This window comes from Shewanella aegiceratis (assembly GCF_019457495.1).
GTDB lineage: Bacteria > Pseudomonadota > Gammaproteobacteria > Enterobacterales > Shewanellaceae > Shewanella > Shewanella loihica.
On sequence record NZ_CP080416.1, the window covers coordinates 3,610,447 to 3,629,037 of the forward strand.

The window sequence follows — 18,591 nt, forward strand, 5'->3', positions numbered from 1 at the left end:
CCTGATTAGTCCGCCTGATAGAACTGGCGAATATCCTTAGCCAGCGCCTTTAGCGACGAGGGCTCAATATACATCATATGGCCCGCCTCGTAGTAGTGCATCTCCACGCGGCTATTGTCTATGCCGTTATCGGCCAGGGTGTTCTCTGTAGCGAAGAAGGGGGTGGCAAAATCATAGTAACCATTGGCCACCAAGATTCTGAAATCCTTGTTTTCACGCTGGGCGCGACCGAGATAGGGGGCGACATTCACATAGTGCATCTGCTTGCCGCTGATGTTCCAGTTCCAGCCACGGTTAACATCGACCGAGAGCACGTTAAAGGGACGGGTGATCTTCACCCCCAGATCCTGATACAGATATTGGTGAATCGCGGCAGTATAGGCGCCATCTATGCCATAGCCAGATGGGTCGGCATCGGTGCGCTCGCCGCCGCTGTCATAGTCTACGCCCAGATAACGGCTGTCCAAACGCCCCACGGTGCGATCTTCATCCCTGAGCAGCTGCTTGGTGTAGCGGCTAGCGCTGACTCTCAGGTTCACCCTGTCCAGGTAATCCTCTGTTAGTCCGGTAAAGCGTGCCAGCTGCTGGCGTACCGCCTGGTATTGAGCTTGAGGCAGACGGCTGCCCTTAAGCAGCGCCAGGGCGTAATCGTTCATCGCAAACTGGCGCGCCGCCTCGACGAAGGCGCTCAGCCCCATCGCCTTATCGGCCGCAGCAACCCTGTCATGGTAGAAGGCGGTGGCCGCCATGGTCGGCAGGAAGCCGATGTAAGGCTGATTGTTGCCGGGCTGATAGCGGGCATGGCTAAAATCGAGAATCGATGAGATCAGCATGACGCCATTAACCGAAATATCTGTCCAGCCAGATTGCAGCTCGTCCACCAATGCGGCGGCGCGGGTCGTGCCATAACTCTCACCGGCGATATACTTAGGCGAGTTCCAGCGGCCATGTTCAATCAGCCAGCGACGAATAAATTCGGCAATCGACTGGGCGTCCTCTTTCACGCCCCAGAAATCCTGGCCCTTGTGCTCACCCAGGGCGCGGCTAAAGCCAGTGCCCACGGGATCGATAAACACCAGATCCGACTTATCCAGCATGGAAAATTCGTTATCCACTAAGCGATAAGGCGCGGCGCCATCGTCCTTGGCATCCCCCGGCACCACCACACGCTTAGGCCCAAACAGCCCCATGTGCAGCCAGAGTGAGGCCGAGCCAGGGCCGCCGTTGAACACGAAGGTCACGGGGCGTGGCTGACCTGATTCAATCTTGGTGCGCAGATAGGTGACCGAGAAGATGCTTGCCAGCGGCTTGTCCTTGTCATCTTCTAAGATGGTTTCCGAGGCGATGGTCTCATAGTGCACCCGCTCGCCGTTGATCTTCACCTGACCCGTGGTTTGATAGACCTTGGCCTCTGGCGCCTGTGCCTCTGTCTTGGCAGGCTTGCCGTTAGATTTTTCCTGAGCCGCCTGACCGGGAAGGCTCAGAAGTAGCAGAGACAGACCCGCCGCACCCAGCAATTGCTTGGAGAGCTTGAGTCTCGATAATGGTTGAGTCAGATGATTGAGTGGATTTTGACTCAAGTGGTCTTGACTAGAATAGTTTTGACCAGAGTGTCGCCGCGTAAAAATATCAGCCATGGAGCACGTCCTATTATTGTTATTGTCGATTTGGGTCGGTCAGCTTACAAAGAATCCCAAAGCGTCGCAAAGCATCAATTGCAAACAAATTTTTCACGATCAGTGAAGGGCCGCTAGCGAATTAACGGCCCTTGTCGTGCCCCGCTTAGCTCTCCAGCCGCAGGCTAAGGCCCAGCTCGCGCATATGCTTCTTCTCCCGCTTGAGATCCTTAAGTAGCAGGTCCACCCGGGCGCTCTGCTCGGGCAGCAGCGCCAGTTCGTTGGTGTCCAGCGGCGCGCAGCTTAGGCGCAGGCTCTGAGCGACCCGGCCGAGATTGACCAGGATGGCGAGGCGCAGCAGACACAACAAGCGCACCATCAGCTGGCGCCGTCCATCCGGCAGGGCGTTGAGCTGCTCAAACTGCGGCTTCTTGCGCTGATTGCCGATAAGCAGCGCCAGATCCTGCTGCAGGTCCTGACTAAAGCCCGGCAGATCGCTGTTGGCTATGATATAGCCGCCATGCCTATGGTGGGAGCGGGAGTTGATGTGTATGCCTATCTCATGCAGGGTGGCGGCGTAGGCCAGCAGCCTCGCCTGGGGACGGATCTCCCAGGCATCAGCCACAGACTCGAACAGCGCCATGGCGCTTTTACACACCCTGGCGCCTTGAGCCATATCCACATGATAGAGCTGGGCAATACTGTCTACGGTGCGATGGCGCACATCATGATACTGACCTATCTGCGCCAGCTCGTAGAGCACGCCCTCGCGCAGGGCCGCCGGGGTAAAGCTAAGCTGCTGGATCTCCAGGCGGCGAAAGAAGCTGAGCAGAATGGCCAGCCCCGCCGGCACCAGTATGATGCGCTTGCGGTCGATATTGGCAAAATCCAGCCTGTCCACATGACCCGCCTCTATCAGCAAGCGCTTGAGACGCTTGAGCTGACTCAGGGTCACAGGGGCATAGTGGCCGGGTTCTGTATCGCTCTCTTGTGTCTCTTCACAGGCGCCCTCACCAGCCAGCCTCTCCCGCCTTGACAGTTCCGCCAAGGCCTCGCAGATCGCCTTGACCGAACCAGAGCTGCCCAGCACCAGCTCCCAGTCGGCCTCGAAATATTCCTTGGAAAGCGAGGAGAACTGCCTGTCGGCAGCCGCCTGGGCGGCGCGAAATGCCGCAGTGGTCAATGTGCCATCTTCGAAGAAGCGCTCGTTAAAGCTGACGCAGCCGCAGCGCAGGCTGGAGAGTTTCACCGGCAGGTGTTTCTCGCCAATCACCACCTCGGTGGAGCCGCCGCCGATATCGATCACCAGATTATTGCGCGCCAGCACCTGACTCTGGGCGATACCCGAATAGATAAGCCTGGCCTCTTCGTGGCCGGAGATCACCTCGATGGGAAAGGGGATGATCTTCAGTGCGGCCTTGAGAAACTTGTCGCGGTTCTTGGCGACCCTCAGAGTATGGGTCGCCACCAGGCGGATCTGGGTCTCAAGGAGATCGGAAAAGCGCTGACCGAAGTTTCTCAGACATTCCAGGCCGCGGGCCATCGCCTCGTCCGACAGGTAGCCCTCGGCGTTGAGCCCCTGAGCCAGACGGACCTGTTCCTTCTCCCTGTGGAGGATCTGCAGACTGCCGTCCTGCTCCCTGGCAATCATGAGATGAAAACTGTTTGAGCCCATGTCGATAGCGACAAAATGGCGTTGTGTGACTAGGGCCAAAGTTCCTCCAATAGGGGCTAGCTGGCGGCCAGCAGTGGATAGTTGGGCTTAGGCTCGCTCGATGTCTCTTCGGCTTTGATGCGCGCCTTGGCCTGTTTCTCATACTGACTAAGATATTGATGTATGGCGATTTGAGATCTTACCTTACGCTTATTGCCGCGGCCGCGATAGGGGTTACTCTGATCTTGGTTGATGATCCTCGCCTTGGTGTTGTCCCCCAGCTGCAGCTGCAGTATGTCGATGATCATCTGCTTCAACGCAGAATCATAGATGGGGGTACTCACCTCGATGCGGCTGTCGATGTTGCGGCTCATCCAGTCGGCAGAGCAGAGGAACACCAGATTCTCGCCGCCGGCGTGGAACACCATGACGCGGGAGTGCTCCAGGAAGCGATCCACTATGCTGATCACCTGAATGTTGTCGCTGATCCCCGGGATCTGCGGCACCAGTGAACACATGCCGCGAATGATCAGCTTAACGCCGACCCCAGCCATAGAGGCCTCATACAGCTTGTTGATCAGCTGCTCGTCCACCAGGTTGTTGAGCTTGAGGGTAATGGCCGCCTTGCCGCCACAACGTGCGTTAAGGATCTCGCGATCGATAAGCGCCGTCAGCTTCTGCCTGGCATCGAAGGGGCTGACCAGCAGGTGCTGGAAGTTGTCGCGCCGATAGGGATGCTCAATTAAGTCGAACACCTGCTCCACCTCGCGCGCTATCTCCTGATTGGCGGTAAACAGCGACAGATCCGTGTAGACCTTGGCGGTGCCTTCGTTAAAGTTGCCCGAGCCGATATGACAGTAGAGGCGGGTCTCGCCCTGCTCTTCCCGGCCAATTAAACACAGCTTGGAATGCACCTTGAGGCTAGGGATACCATGATGCACCTTGACCCCGGCCTCGGCCAGGATCCGGGTCCATTCTATGTTGTGCTCCTCGTCGAAGCGCGCCCTGAGTTCAATAACCGCGGTCACCTGCTTGCCGTTCTTCACCGCATCCATCAGCGAGTGCATCACCCGCGACTTCTTGGCCACACGATAGAGATTGATCTTGATAAACTTCACCGCCGGATCGTAGGCCGCCTGACGCACCATCTCGGTAAAGTGAGAGAACTTATGGTAGGGATAGTTGAGCATGATGTCGCCGCGGGCGATGGCATCGAAACTATTGCTGCAACGCTGGAAACCCGCGCTGTCCAGGGCCGGCAGCTTGGCATTCTCCAGATACTTGCGCCCTGGATTGGGGAAGGCGATGAAGTCCTTGAAGCTGTGATAACGCCCGCCGGGCACCAGACACTCTGTGGAACTGATCCCCAGCTGCTCCTTGATCATCGCCAGCATATGCTCCGGCATCTGTCTGTCATACACCAGGCGCACCGGCTCGGCGGTGAGGCGCTGCTTCAGGCCGCGGGTCATCTTCTCCAGCTGGCTCTGATCCAACTCGTCGGCAATATCGAACTCGGCGTCGCGGGTCAGCTTCATCGAATAGGCGTCGATAGACTCATACTCGAAGAAGGGCGAGAGCAGGTCATCCAGGCAGTGACGTATGATGTTATCTAATAAGATCAGATACTTCTTACTCTTAGGCTTGCCGGTAGGCAGCTCGACGAAACGGGGCACGTTCTTGGTCGGCACCTCCACCAGGGCGTATTGGCGCCTCTCCTTGCTGTGCAGACAGACCGCCAGGTAGGTGGCGTTGTCGGTGAGGTGTTTCACCATAGATCTATTGTTACCAATGATCAGCGGCGCGATATGACGCTTGAGATGGTCACGAAAATAGACCCTTAGCCACTGACTGTGAAAATCACTCAGCTGCCCCTCGTTGATCAGCAATATGTTGCGGCGGATCAGCTCGCGCATCAACTCGGTGTAGATGCTGTCGAAGCGCTCCTGCAATGCCAGCACCCGGGTCTGGATCTTGGCCATCAGGTGACGGCTGTTACTGCGGCCATCTTGTAGGCTCGACAACATGATGCTGCGGCGCACCTGGGCGACCCTGACCCTGAAGAACTCATCCATGTTGCTGGAAAATATCCCCAGAAAACGCACCCGCTCTACCAGCGGTACCTCGCTGTCGCAGGCTTCTTGCAACACGCGTTCATTAAACGACAACCAGGACAGTTCCTTGTCGATAAACATCTTGTCGGAATTGGGAGACACTCGACTACTCCTTTGAGCGCAGGAAAACGGCGGCTTCATTGCATCTTTGCCACACCACAGGCCAGCGCGAGGCGATTAACACCGGCGGCAAGCTATTGGCAAGGCTTAAAAAGAATTTCCATTAGCAGCAGATTACTTCAGTAGGATGTCATATTTATGACAAGCTCCCTTTAGCCTATGTGCTATCGCGATCGGAATAAGCTTTTGAACTTAAGAGGGTTGCATAGAGTCAGAAGGGGTATCATGATGGCGCGGCAAATCCCCTGCTGCCCCCGAATAACAAGCTGCGCCCGAATAGCAAGTGCGCCCAAGCAAAACCCATCATCAACCACTCATCATCTACTAAAGGACACCAGGCATCATAATGAACAACATCTTACTGGTCAGCGTACTCACCCTAAGCCTGCTACTCGGGCTATTTGTATGGCTCAGCTACAAGAAGCTCAAGGGCAGCCAGATCCCAACGGGTGTCTTGGCTGTGCTGCTGGTGTTTGCGCTAATCAACGGCGCCGTGAGTTACTTTATTGCCCCCAAGACTGGCGATGATGCCTATAAGCAGCTGGTGTGGCAGTCGCTAAGCCCAAATGCTATCCCAGACCAACTGGCCCAGGGCAAGACGGTGTTTGTGGATGTCAGCGCCGACTGGTGCAACATCTGTAAGGCCAACAAAGATAGGGTGCTGCATCAGGCCGTGGTGGTTGAGCGGCTAAAGGATAAGGATATGGTGTTGATGCACGGCGACCTCACCCAGAGCGATGCCAGGATAGAGGCCTACCTGGCTCAGTATCAGGCCTATGGCGTGCCCTTTAACATCGTCTATAGTCAGGCTCATCCCGATGGCTTAGTCCTGCCAAGAGTGCTGTCTATCGACGACCTGCTCAGCGCCCTGCCTCCGCGCGGCTAGTCGTATTCGGCATCAAAAAAAGAAGGCTGCAATGCAGCCTTCTTATCATTTCAATTGCTAGCGCCTGGTGATTTTAATCGCTAACGCCTAGGACGCCGAGATTAGAAGCGGTAGTTCACGCGACCATAGTAGTAGCCACCGTTGTAATCGAACGGGCCGCTCTCATAGTAGATCGCACCTAGCTCACCACGGGTACCGTCTTTCAGCTTCTGCGCTTCCTGGTCGAACAGGTTGTTGGCACCGATAGAGACAGTCAGGCTATCGAGGAACTGATAGCTTAGCTCCAGATCCACGGTCACCGCAGAATCGGCCATCTCTGAGCCCCAATCCGAGGTATCGTCGGCGTGAGTCGCATAGTACTCACCAAAGTAGTTACCACGCAGCGACATGCTGAATCTGTCCCAAGACTGTGCCCAGGTCAGAGTCGCACGGTGAGCCGGAATACCATCTTCTAGACGACGCACCTTACCCTCATCTGTAGTATTTGGGTTGTACTTGTCGACGCTGGTATCAGTCCAGCCATAGGCCAGGCTGAACTTGGTATCGCCCGACAATAGCTGAGTGTCGTATGACGCCACCAGATCGATACCCTGAGTCGTAGTATCGAAGTCGTTGGTGTAGTAAGTCACCGCAGAAATAAGCTCTGGGAACTCGACACCGGCGGCGCGCAGCGCGTCATAGTCTTTCGCCTCGACCTCAATCTGGCTCGACTGCGCGATGCGGCCTGTCACCTCGATGTTGTAGTAATCCAGAGTCACGAAGAGGTTTTCATGCTCGAACACGGCGCCGAGGGCGTAGCTAACAGATTCTTCAGGCTTAAGCACCTTACCGCCATAGAAGGCCGACAGCGGATCGGTTGGCGGCGCGATAAAGGTCTGGATCAGGTCACCGTTAACGATAGAGGTCTGAGTGTTAACCACGTTCTCCTGACCCACGGTCGGCGCACGGAAACCTGTGCTGTGTGACGCGCGGAAAGAGAGATCGTCGGTAGCCGTAAACTGAGCGGTCAGCTTGTAGTTCAGGGTGTCACCGAAGGTAGAGAAGTCCTCGTAACGCAGCGCGGCGCCAAGCAACCAGCGCTCACCCAGATAGGCTTCCATGTCGGCATAGACGCCTATGTTGTTACGTGAGTTCTTGCCAGCAGACTCTGGGCCGAACCCCTTGAAGCCGTGAGAGCCGATGTTGAAGCCCTGGTCGGCGTATGGGCCAGCAATCCAAGAGGCTTCTTCGCCCTGAGTGATCTCGAACGACTCTTCACGCCATTCGAAACCTGTGGCGAAGCTGATATCTTCGACGCTACCCAGGGTGAGCATGCGCGAGAAGTCCAGGTTAACCGTGGTCTCGGCCTGCTCATAGGCACCGGTTTCAAAATCGGTGGGTGTGTCTAAGCCCAGTGACGGGTTAAGCGAGTTCTTCAGGCTGAAGGTCGACTTGTTGTTACCCATACCGGCGCTGAAATCATAGTTCCAGGCACCTAGCTCGCCTTTAACACCGGCGAAGAAAGAGGTGTCTTCCACAGTACCGGCAAACTGCGGCGTATAACCGCCAGGACGCAGCTGGTTCATGGCGAAACAGTTAGGATCGGCCAGCATCGCCTTGTAGGCATCGGTCTCGAGCACGTTACCGTCGCTACCATCTGCATTCTTAGGAATCGGCACCACGGCACAGGTCGAAGGATCGCCATTGACCGCACCCACCAACAGGGTTTCACCGCCATCTAACGAGTAGACGTTGCCGCGATTGTGAGGGTTACGATAGTAGAAACCACCGACCACATCGCGCGAAGAGAGGTTACCAAAGGCATATAGGCGCGCATTGTCGTTGATGTCGTAGCCAGAGTTAAGGAAGAAGCTGTAGTCATCCTTTATCTCAGGGTTACCCCATACCTGGGCTGGGTCTTGGACGAAGGTATTGCCCTGCTCAATCAGGTTGGCCGCATCCGGACGCTGCATGCTGCGGCTGGTCGCATCGGCATTCTTGTATTGCAGGCTGAGGTTCACAAACCCAGCGTCTGACAGAGGGAGTCCCACGTTGGCATCGATAGTGGTAGTGGCACCGTCGCCCTCATAGTATTCGCCTTGGCCGACCGTGATAGAGCCACCTTCGGCATCATCTTTGAGTACAAAGTTCATCACACCTGCGATGGCGTCTGAACCATATTGCGCCGCCGCACCGTCACGTAGCACCTCTACTTGTTTTAGCGCCGCACTCGGAATGACCGAGATATCCGGGCCCTGAGCACCATCGTTGATGCCACCGCCCTGGAAGGCGATCACCGAGGCGCGGTGACGACGTTTGCCGTTGACCAATACCAGGGTGCTGTCTGACGGCAGACCACGTAGGTTGACCGGACGGATCAGGGTTGCCGCATCACTGATGGGCTGTGCACGAGAGTTGAAAGAAGGCACAGTGGTGACCAGCATGTCGATCATGTCGGTAGAACCATTCTTCTTCAGATCATCGCTGCTAATGATATCGATAGGTACCGGCGAATCGCCGATAGAGCGTGGCGCAGAACGTGTTCCCACCACGGCAATTTTTTCAATATTCTGAGACGCTTCTGCCTGCTGATCATCGGCAAATGCCTGTGTACTCGCTAACGACCCTGTCAATGCCAAAGAGATGGCAAAACTCAGCGCACTCACGCCGAAACCTTTATTTTTATGTGTTGTCATCATTTTTCCCGCATAGTTTTTTTTATATTTCGCCATCATTCGCGTCTTTCTCACACGAACCACCACAGGCATACCCCAGAGCGAAATGAATACATTTCATTTACACTTTTATAACAAACAAAAAATAATTGCTAATACTAATTGGTCTAATTTAGACGAGAGCAGAAGACACCAGCAGACTAAAAATCGAACAAATACGTGGCATTCACGATAAAACCCCAAAAAGATTAATCATTAAAGCTCAAACAGTTTCGATTAAAGCAGATATTCAAAAGATGCGAAAAATGTTAACCGACGATTAACATCTACCTCTAAGGAGATAGCAAAGTGGTCTGCTAAACAGGCGCTCTAGCATTAGTGCCAGAGCAGCTAAGATAGATTAGCGAAATATCGTGGAAAGGCTTGATGACGCCATTCAAGAAAACGGGCTAATATAGGGGCTAAGTGAGAGGTTAGTTTAAATGCTAATTTAAAGGCTGAGCGACATTTAGTGAGTGACTTTTCTAAAGACTTACTAAGAGTCACTGTTCGAGAATGACTCTCCACGCCTAGCATACGGACCTCATATTCAGAGTGAGATAGCACGACAATCATTGCCAGCAAGGAGCGGCGAACATGGCTTGTAAACATCCAAGGGTCGATGATGCCCATGTGGACTTTCTACCCGAGAACAAACTGCTGCTCAACGCGGTAGGCGAAGGGATCTACGGCTTCGACCTCGATGGCAACGCCGTCTTTATCAACCCTGCCGCCGAGCGGATGACGGGCTGGAAGGCCGAGGAGCTGCTGGGTAAGAACATCCACGACTGTCACCACCACAGCCACGCCGATGGCAGCCCCTATCCCCAGGAAGAGTGCCCCATCTACAACACGCTGCACGACGGCATCGCCCGGGAGATCAGCCATGATCTCTTCTGGCGCAAGGATGGCAGCAGCTTCCCGGTACACTACACCTCGACCCCCGTCTACAAGAACGACCGCCTTATCGGCGTGGTCGCGATATTTCGCGATATTAGCATTCAGAAGCAGACAGAAGCCTCCCTCAGGGAGGCGCTCAAGCAGGTACAGGCCCTGTCGGAGAAGCTGGCCAACGAGAATGACTACCTGCTCACCGAGCTGGCCAGCCATCGTCAGGAGGTCAATATCTCGGGAGAGAGCGAGACGATACAGTCGCTTATCCAGCAGATAAAACTGGTGGCCAACACCAGCAGTACCGTGCTGATCAACGGCGAGAACGGCACAGGTAAGGAGTTGGTGGCCCGCAACATACATGCGCTCAGCGATCGCAGCGATCAGCCCCTGGTGAGCGTCAACTGTGCCGCCTTCTCCCCCACCCTATTAGAGAGCGAGCTCTTCGGCCACGAAAAGGGCGCCTTCACCGGCGCCACCAGCCGCCGCAAGGGGCGATTCGAGCTGGCCCATCAGGGCACGCTATTTCTCGACGAGGTGGCCGAGCTTTCCCTCGAGGCCCAGTCTAAGCTGCTCAGGGTGATCCAGGAGCAGGAGTTCGAGCGAGTGGGCAGCAGCACTCCCATCAAGGTGGATATCCGCCTGGTGACCGCCACCCATCACGATCTGCTTAAGCGAGTAGAACAGGGGCTGTTCCGCATGGATCTCTACTATCGCCTCAATGTCTTCCCCCTGCATGTGCCGCCCCTGAGGGAGCGGCTGCAAGATATTCCACTACTGGTCAGCGATATCCTGCTCAACTTAAACCATAAGCTGGGCAAGAAGATCAAAGGGGTCAGCAAGCAAGGCATGCAGCACCTGATGGCCTATCACTGGCCCGGTAACGTGCGTGAGCTGCAGAACGTTATCGAGCGTCAAACCATTCTCTGTCACGGTCAGATCCTGCAGATCCCGGCGCTACAGGCCGAGCCGCTACCTCAGGACAAGGGGGAGTTTCAGACCCTGCAGCAGGTCGAGGCCAACCATATCCGCCGCACCCTGAAGCGGCTCAACTGGCGTATCTCGGGCCCCAACGGCGCCGCCAACCTGCTCGGGCTGCCCGCCAGCACCCTAAGATCTCGCATGCTCAAGCTGGGGATCAAGCGTCCGGCCTAAAGTATCTTGAGTGATCGCATACAAATTAGCGATATTTCGCCAAAGCACGATATATCGCTAATCATATATAGGTCAATTTAATTAAACCCACATAGTTTCAAACACTTATTAAACGACAAAACTTGGTTCCCAACTTGCATTGGCTGTCGGCAATTCCCCTAGCAAGAGTTTGGAAAGCCAATGAGTCAAGATCTCAGCAGTACAGAGAACCCAATCGCCACCAAGGCCGCCCTGGGCCAGGCCATCCCCGTGACCAACCTGCCGGTGCAGCGCGGTAAGATACACATAAAAGAACAGAAGGGGCGCTTTCAGCGTCTGCGCACCGGCCTCAACAGCCTGCTGATCCTCTTCTTCTTCCTGTTGCCCTTCATCCCTTATCAGGGACGCCAGGCGATCCTCTTGGATGTGGAGCGCCAGGAGTTTCACTTCTTCAACCTGACCCTGTGGCCGCAGGATTTCACCCTGCTGGCCTGGCTATTTATCATCGCCGCCTTCGCCCTCTTCTTCGTCACCGTCTTCTGGGGACGGGTCTGGTGTGGCTACCTCTGCCCTCAGACCAGCTGGAGCTTCGCCTTCGTCTGGATAGAGCGGCAGATAGAGGGCAACAGCAACAAGCGTCACGCCCTGGATAAGGCTCCCTGGAGTCTTGAGAAGGTGCTTAAACGCGGCGCCAAGCATCTGGCCTGGGGACTCGCGGGGCTGATCACCGGCTGTGGTTTCATCGCCTACTTCATCCCGGCCAGCGAGCTCTATCCGCAGATCTTTACCCTAAGCGCCAGTTTCTGGGTTACCGCCTGGGTCTGGTTCTTCGCCCTGTGTACCTACCTCAACGCGGGCTGGATGCGCGAGCAGATGTGTCTGCACTGCTGCCCCTACGCCCGCTTCCAGTCGGCCATGTTCGACGCCAATACCCAGACCGTCTCCTATGACGCCGCCCGCGGCGAGTCTCGCGGCCCGCGAAAACGCAAACAGGCTACCGATCTCGGCGACTGTGTCGACTGTAATCTGTGTGTCGATGTCTGCCCCACGGGGATAGATATTCGTAACGGCCTGCAATATGAGTGCATCAACTGTGGCGCCTGCGTCGATGCCTGCGACCAGACCATGGATAAGTTCGGCTATGACAAGGGCTTGATCCGCTACGCCAGTGAGAACGAGCTGCAGAAGAAGGAAGTGAAACGCTTTACCTCCTTCAAATTTGTCGGCTATGGCATCGCGGTGATCATCATGCTCAGCGTGTTCGCCCTGGATCTTTATCGCCACCAGAGCATAGATCTCAACGTTATCCGCGACCGCCAGAGCCTCTACCGCGAGGTGGGTGACGGCCGCATCGAAAACAGCTACACCCTGAAGATCCGCAACAAGACCCAGGAGGATCACCAGTACCTTATCAGCCTCCATGACACAGGCAACCACGGCTTCGCCAAGGAGACCTCACAGCAGGTGCTGATCAAGGCCGGTGAGCAGCTGAGCTATCCGGTAACGGTTTTCGAGCAGAAACAGGCTGACTTTGTCGGCGCCAAGCTGCAGAAGCAGACCATCGCCTTTACGGTCACCAACCTGAGTAACCCCAAGGAGAAGGTCTCTCAGGCCAGCCCCTTCTTTAGCCTGAGCGCCTTCTAAGGGTGCGAGTCTGCCTCGGTGGTGTTACTGGCCACCGGGGCCAACACTTATATGCATGTTTACCCAATCGCTTTCACGCCTCACTCTTAATCCCTCTCCCAATACCCGATAATAACGGCTCCATCAGGTCAGACCAGAGTGGTTTTGTCACACTATAAAAATAGCGATATTAAACAGACAGATAAGCGTTAAACAATTGTTTTATTTTAGGCCGACAGAGGTTGACCTTAGACGCGTTTTAGCACAGTCTAAACACCTGTTTGATTTTTAGCTGCGCCCAAGAATACCGACAATAATAAGCAAAGGAGACGCGTCCATGGCCTATGACTCACATGCCCATGTAGATCTGCAAAAATATGCATCACTGATCGATCTGATCGAAACGGCCGCCAAGCGCTATGGCGACAAGACAGCCTATGTGTGTCTGGGCAAGGCCAGCAGTTTTGCCGATATAGAACGCGACTCCCGCTACTTTGCCGCCTACCTGCAGCAACACACTCAACTTGTGGTGGGCGATAAGGTCGCCATCCAGCTGCCCAACATCACCCAGTTTGTTATCGCCGCCTATGGCGCGCTCAGGGCCGGCATGATACTGGTCAACACCAACCCCTTGTATACCCAGCGAGAACTGATCCACCAATACAGAGACTCGGATGCCAAGGCCTTGGTGGTGCTAAGCGATCTGCTGCCAACCCTGGAAGCCGTGATCCCAGAGACCCAGATAGAGACGGTCATTTCTACCCACCCGCTGGATCTGATAGCCCCCCAAGCAGAGGCCGACAGCCAGCTCGCTCACATAGGTTTTAACCAGGTATTGGCCCTGGGCAGCCAGGCCGAGTACCGCCCGGTAGAGGTCGCGCAGCAGAGCCTGGCGGCGCTGCAATACACGGGCGGCACCACGGGCCTCTCCAAGGGAGCCATGCTGAGTCACAGCAACCTGCTGGCCAACATGCTGCAGGTGCAGTCGCGCCTGGCCAGCAAGTTTGTCGAGGGCGAGGAGATCTTTATCGCGCCCCTGCCCATCTACCATATCTATGCCTTCATGGTGAATTTCGTCTACTTCGAGCAGGGCGGATGCAGCGTACTCATCCCCAACCCGAGAGACATCAGCGCGCTTATTAAGACCATGTCCCAGCATCCCTTCACCGGCTTTGCCGGCCTCAACACCCTGTTTGTCGGTCTGTGCCATCAGCAGTCCTTTCAGGCGCTCGACTTTAGTCACCTCAAGATCACCATCTCAGGTGGCACGGCGCTCACCCAAGCCGCGGCCAGCATCTGGCAATCTACTACGGGCTGCACCATCTCCGAAGGTTATGGCCTGTCGGAAACCTCGCCCGTGGTCTCCCTTAACGCGCCGGGGCTCGAGTGTCTTGGCACCATAGGTCGCCCGGTGATCGATACTCAGGTGAAGATCCTCGACGCCAACGAGCAAGAGGTGGCTCTGGGTGAGATAGGCGAGCTGGCGGTCAAGGGACCACAGGTGATGAGCGGCTACTGGCAGAAGCCCGAGGAGACCGCCAAGGTGATGACCAGCGATGGTTTCTTCAAGACCGGGGATATCGCCCTGGCCACTGAAGATGGCATGCACAAGATAGTGGATCGCAAGAAGGATATGATCATCGTCTCCGGCTTCAACGTCTATCCTAACGAGGTGGAAGATGTGCTGGCCGCTCATGAGAGCGTGCTGGAATGCGCCGTAATTGGCGTCGACGACAGCCGTAGCGGCGAGGCGGTCAAGGCCGCCATAGTGCTGCGAGAACCTGAGCTGGCAAACGATGACACCAAGCAGGCCCTGCTCGAACATTGCCGCGCTCAGTTAGCCGCCTACAAGCTCCCCAAGATAATCGAGTTCATGCCTGCCCTGCCCAAGTCAACCGTGGGTAAGATACTGCGGCGTGAGTTGAGAAAGTAATCTGCTAATGCTGCGACTTTGAGCCGAAAGCCATAAAAAGGGCGCCTACTCGGGCGCCCTTTTTTATTCAACTCATCATTCCCATTCCTAGATCTTGATTTAAGCGCCCTATCTATCGCTCCCAGCTTTCTATTGCTCCCAGCTATCTATTACTGCCAAATAAGCGCCTGGGTATCGAACCCCAGCTTCTCGGCCTGGGTGATAAAGGCTTGTCTTACCGACTCATCCACCTCGGGCGAGCGCGCCAGCAGCCAGAGATAGTCGCGGTTATAGCTGGTGATGAAGGCGTACTGATAATCCGCATCCAGGCGGTAGATCACATAGGCGCCATAGAAGGGACCGAAGAAGGAGACCTTGAGATGGCCAATATCGGACGACTCAACAAAATAGGCCTTGCCCTCGGCGCTCTTCCAGCTTTGTGATTGCACATCGAAGCCGCGATTGGTCACACTCACGCCGCCATCGCCCCGCAGTTGATACTCGGCGGTCACCTGGCTCAGGCCGCGCTCGAAGCTGTGATCGAGCCGGGCGATTTCATGCCAGGTGCCCAGGTATCTGGAGAGTTCGAATCCCTCTATCGGCGCTATTCCCTTGGGCGCGCTGGTGCAGGCCGTTAGCAGGGTTAACAGACAAACAAGACAAAAGGTAACTGGCCATCTCATCGCGATACTCCACTCATTGAGGTGTATTGGAAAATCAATTCGTTAAACCAATTCGTTAAACCAATTCGTTAAACCAATTCGTTAAATCAATACGCAGGGATCTCGCCTTAGGTTCACAAGCACTTAAGCTCTCCTGTAATAATGCTCTCATGTAATAAAGCTCTCCTGTGATAAAGCCCGCCTCCCTATCGCACTTTATTTTGGGTATAAAGACCCAAACGTTCTAAGCGTTAGCCCACTCACAGAGTACAAATTTTAACCAGCAATTCCCTACATTTTGTGCAAGTACTCCTTAGAATGAATAAAACCATTAGAAAAAACTCATTAAAAGGTTTACTCAAGATGCGACCCTTAACTCTACCCTTAGCTTTTTTACCCTTCACCCTCGTTGGCCTTATGCTCAGCGGCTGCGGCTCCGATGACTCCAGTCCACCAGAGCCACTCGCCACAGGTACAGTGAGTATCGCCCTGTCCGATTCGCCAATGAGTCAGGTCAGCCGGGTCGAGCTGGTGCTCGATAAACTGGTGATGACAGATGCTCATGGTCAGCTGCACACTCAGGATATGGCCCAGCACAGGTTTAACCTGCTGGACTACCAAGGCATGGACAGCCATAGGGTGATCGATGGCCTTGAACTCCCTGCAGGCCAATATCACGACGTACACTTCACCCTGGTTAATGGCGATCAGGCCCAGGGCTGCCTCATCGAAAACGGCCAGGGCCAGCACCCGCTGATGATACAAGATGGCCGCCTCCCCATGGCAAACTTCACCCTGGGCGAACATCAGCACCTTAACCTGACCATGGAGATCAATCTCTATCAGGCCATGCACCTTTCCGATGGCCAATATCAACTCAACCATCACGGCATCTACTCCATCGACGATGACACCATGGGGCATATATTCGGCGAGATGGACCCTCAATGGATCGCCGATTGTGAGACGCAATACGCAGCGAGCGCCCCCGAGGGCGGCCAGTTCTATCACATGGCCTATCTCTACCCGAGCGAGGTGACCAGCCTGGCGCAGATGGGCGATATAGCACAGAGCCGCGACGACGGCCTCTTCTCGCCGGTGGCCATCTCCCCCATACGCCAAGACATCAATGGTAACTGGTTCTTTGCCATGGGCTATCTGCCTGCCGGCAACTACCGAGTTGGCTACACCTGCCTCGGCCACCTTGATGACCCAGCCCAAAACGATATGACTCAGGGCGCATTTAAGCTGTTTGAGGATGGCGGTGAGATCGCTGTCGAAGATGGCGGAAGAGAAACCCGCCATCAGTGCGGTGGTGGCCACGGCGGCCATAGAGGCTAGCTCATTTTAGAAGTTAAAAAGGGCAGATTAAGCCAGTCTGCCCTTATCTCACTCTCTTATCCTTTAGGCCTCTTCTGAGAGTAGCTGCAGGCTGGCAAACTCGCGGTAGAGGCTGTTGCTCTGCATCAGCTCGCCATGGGTACCGCTGGCGATCAGCTCCCCCTTATCCATCACCAGTATACGGTCGGCATTGAGCACGGTTGCCAGGCGATGGGCGATGATCAGTGTGGTGCGCCCCTGCATCAGTACATCCAGCGCCTGCTTCACCTTCTGCTCGCTGACCGCATCCAGGGCACTGGTGGCCTCATCCAGCAGCAATACCGGCCTATCGGCCAATATCGCCCGTGCGATGGCGATACGCTGCTTCTGGCCGCCGGATAGACGCACGCCGCGCTCACCCAGATAGGTCTGATAGCCCTCGCTAAAATCAGCAATAAATTCATCGGCGCGGGCGGCGACGCAGGCAGCCTGCACCTCCTCCAGACTGGCACCTGGGCGACCGTAACGCACATTTTCCAGCACGCTAGTGGCGAAGATCACCGACTCCTGGGGCACCAGGGCATATTGCTGGCGCAGATCCTGTGGTCGCAGGCTGGCGATGTCGATACCGTCCAGGGCGATCACCCCGCTATCCAGAGGATAGAAGCGCTGCAACAGCTCAAACAGGGTACTCTTGCCGGCACCACTCGCCCCCACCAGAGCCACCCGCTCGCCGGGAGAGATATGCAGGCTCAGGCCACGGATCACCTCGACGCCAGCCTGCGCCGCCATCTCCTCAGCACTATCGGCACTGGCCTGAACAGGATAGCTGAAACGCACCTGCTCTAGGCTCAACTCGCCGCGCACCTTTGCTGGTAAGCTGACTGGTTTTGGCGCCAGAGGAATATCGATAGGCGTCTCCACCAGCTCGATAAGCCGCTCCGTCGCACCGGCGGCGCGCTGGATCTCGCCAATCACCTCGCTGATGGTCGCCACGGCGCCCGCCACCATCACGGCATAGAACATGAAGGCGGAGAGCTCGCCCGGAGTGATCGCCTCGCTCATCACATCCTTGGCGCCCACCCAGGTAATTAACGCGATGGCGAGTATGCTGAGAAACATCACCAGGGAGATGAGGATGGCGCGATACTTGATGCGGCCCCTAGCCGCCTCCATCACGGCCTCGACCCGCTCGGAAAACAGCTGTCTGTCGCGGTCTTCATGGCAATAGGCCTGCACAGTGTGGATCTCGTGCAGCGACTCATCCACATAGGCCCCCAGATCCCCGACCCTGTCTTGGCTTTTACGCGACAGCTCGCGCACCTTACGGCCAAAGAAGAAGATAGGCCCCAGCACCAGAGGCACGGCCAATAGCACCAGGGCGGTGAGTTTAAGGCTGGTGATCGCCATCATCACCAGGCCGCCCACCACGGTAACGCTGGCCCGCAGCGCCATGGAGAGGCTGGAGCCCACCACAGATTGCAGCAGGATGGCGTCAGCGGTGAAGCGGGAGATCACCTCGCCGGTGCGCAGCCTGGCGTAAAAACCGGGTGACAGCTTGAGCAGATGGTCATAGACCTTGAGGCGAATATCGGCGCTCACTCGCTCCCCAAGCCAGGTCATCAGATAGAAGCGGCAGAAGATGGCGGAGCTGCTCAGGGCGGTGATGCCAATCACCAGCAGGATGATCTCATTGAGCCGCTCACCGTTCTCCCGCAGGAAGCCCTCATCCACCATGAGGCGCACCCCCTGGCCCAGGGACAGCCAGGCCAGCGAGCCGATAAACAGAAACACTATGGCGGCGATCACCTTGCCGCGATAGGGACGCAGGAAGCCGCCTATCCAGGGCAAAACGGCTTTCTTCGCTCCTGGTCGCTTAGGTTGCGGTGCGGACTGCTTAGGGCTGGAAGCTGCGTCATGAGAGGCAGTCGGTGAGAGAGGTTGAGACAAGCTGGCATTCCTTTTCGGC

11 protein-coding genes are annotated in these 18,591 nt (G+C 55.9%); 5 read left to right on the forward strand and 6 right to left on the reverse strand.

The window, feature by feature from the left end:
* Window positions 1-5 precede the first annotated feature (5 nt).
* From K0H80_RS15790 to ppk1, 3 genes are all read right to left on the reverse strand, one after another.
* On the reverse strand, window positions 6-1,637 hold the full coding sequence (locus tag K0H80_RS15790) for a S10 family peptidase (RefSeq protein WP_258406123.1): 1,632 nt from the start codon (window positions 1,635-1,637) through the stop codon (window positions 6-8).
* A 145-nt stretch (window positions 1,638-1,782) separates the two neighbouring features.
* Window positions 1,783-3,291, reverse strand: a complete 1,509-nt coding sequence (locus K0H80_RS15795; RefSeq protein ID WP_220074010.1) for a Ppx/GppA phosphatase family protein — start codon at window positions 3,289-3,291, stop codon at window positions 1,783-1,785.
* Window positions 3,292-3,347: 56 nt separating this feature from the next.
* Window positions 3,348-5,483, reverse strand: a complete 2,136-nt coding sequence (gene ppk1 / locus K0H80_RS15800; RefSeq protein ID WP_220072202.1) for a polyphosphate kinase 1 — start codon at window positions 5,481-5,483, stop codon at window positions 3,348-3,350.
* A 364-nt stretch (window positions 5,484-5,847) separates the two neighbouring features.
* Between ppk1 and K0H80_RS15805 the strand changes: the two genes are divergently transcribed.
* A complete protein-coding gene (locus tag K0H80_RS15805; protein ID WP_220072203.1) occupies window positions 5,848-6,387 on the forward strand; it encodes a thioredoxin family protein in 540 nt (179 codons plus the stop codon).
* Window positions 6,388-6,488: 101 nt separating this feature from the next.
* Here the strand turns inward: K0H80_RS15805 and K0H80_RS15810 are convergent, their stop codons facing one another.
* Window positions 6,489-9,065 carry a TonB-dependent receptor plug domain-containing protein gene (locus tag K0H80_RS15810; protein WP_220072204.1) on the reverse strand — a complete coding sequence of 859 codons (2,577 nt, stop codon included), beginning with the start codon at window positions 9,063-9,065 and terminating at the stop codon, window positions 6,489-6,491.
* Between the two features lie 612 nt (window positions 9,066-9,677).
* On the opposite strand from K0H80_RS15810, the gene K0H80_RS15815 reads away from it, so the two are divergent.
* From K0H80_RS15815 to K0H80_RS15825, 3 genes are all read left to right on the forward strand, one after another.
* On the forward strand, window positions 9,678-11,126 hold the full coding sequence (locus tag K0H80_RS15815; protein WP_220072205.1) for a sigma-54 interaction domain-containing protein: 1,449 nt from the start codon (window positions 9,678-9,680) through the stop codon (window positions 11,124-11,126).
* Between the two features lie 180 nt (window positions 11,127-11,306).
* Entirely contained in the window at window positions 11,307-12,749 is a 1,443-nt protein-coding gene (gene ccoG / locus K0H80_RS15820) for a cytochrome c oxidase accessory protein CcoG (RefSeq protein WP_220072206.1), read from the forward strand.
* 316 nt (window positions 12,750-13,065) lie between these two features.
* On the forward strand, window positions 13,066-14,661 hold the full coding sequence (locus K0H80_RS15825; RefSeq protein WP_220072207.1) for an AMP-binding protein: 1,596 nt from the start codon (window positions 13,066-13,068) through the stop codon (window positions 14,659-14,661).
* 149 nt (window positions 14,662-14,810) lie between these two features.
* Here the strand turns inward: K0H80_RS15825 and K0H80_RS15830 are convergent, their stop codons facing one another.
* Window positions 14,811-15,323 (reverse strand): lipocalin family protein, encoded by a 513-nt coding sequence (locus tag K0H80_RS15830; RefSeq protein ID WP_220072208.1) that lies wholly within the window; start codon window positions 15,321-15,323, stop codon window positions 14,811-14,813.
* A 342-nt stretch (window positions 15,324-15,665) separates the two neighbouring features.
* Between K0H80_RS15830 and K0H80_RS15835 the strand changes: the two genes are divergently transcribed.
* Window positions 15,666-16,643, forward strand: coding sequence for a DUF4382 domain-containing protein (locus K0H80_RS15835; RefSeq protein WP_220072209.1), 978 nt, complete (start codon window positions 15,666-15,668; stop codon window positions 16,641-16,643).
* 63 nt (window positions 16,644-16,706) lie between these two features.
* Here K0H80_RS15835 and K0H80_RS15840 read toward each other — a convergent pair whose 3' ends face one another.
* Window positions 16,707-18,572: an ABC transporter transmembrane domain-containing protein gene (locus K0H80_RS15840; protein ID WP_220072210.1), complete on the reverse strand. Its 1,866-nt coding sequence runs from the start codon at window positions 18,570-18,572 to the stop codon at window positions 16,707-16,709.
* Window positions 18,573-18,591 lie beyond the last annotated feature (19 nt).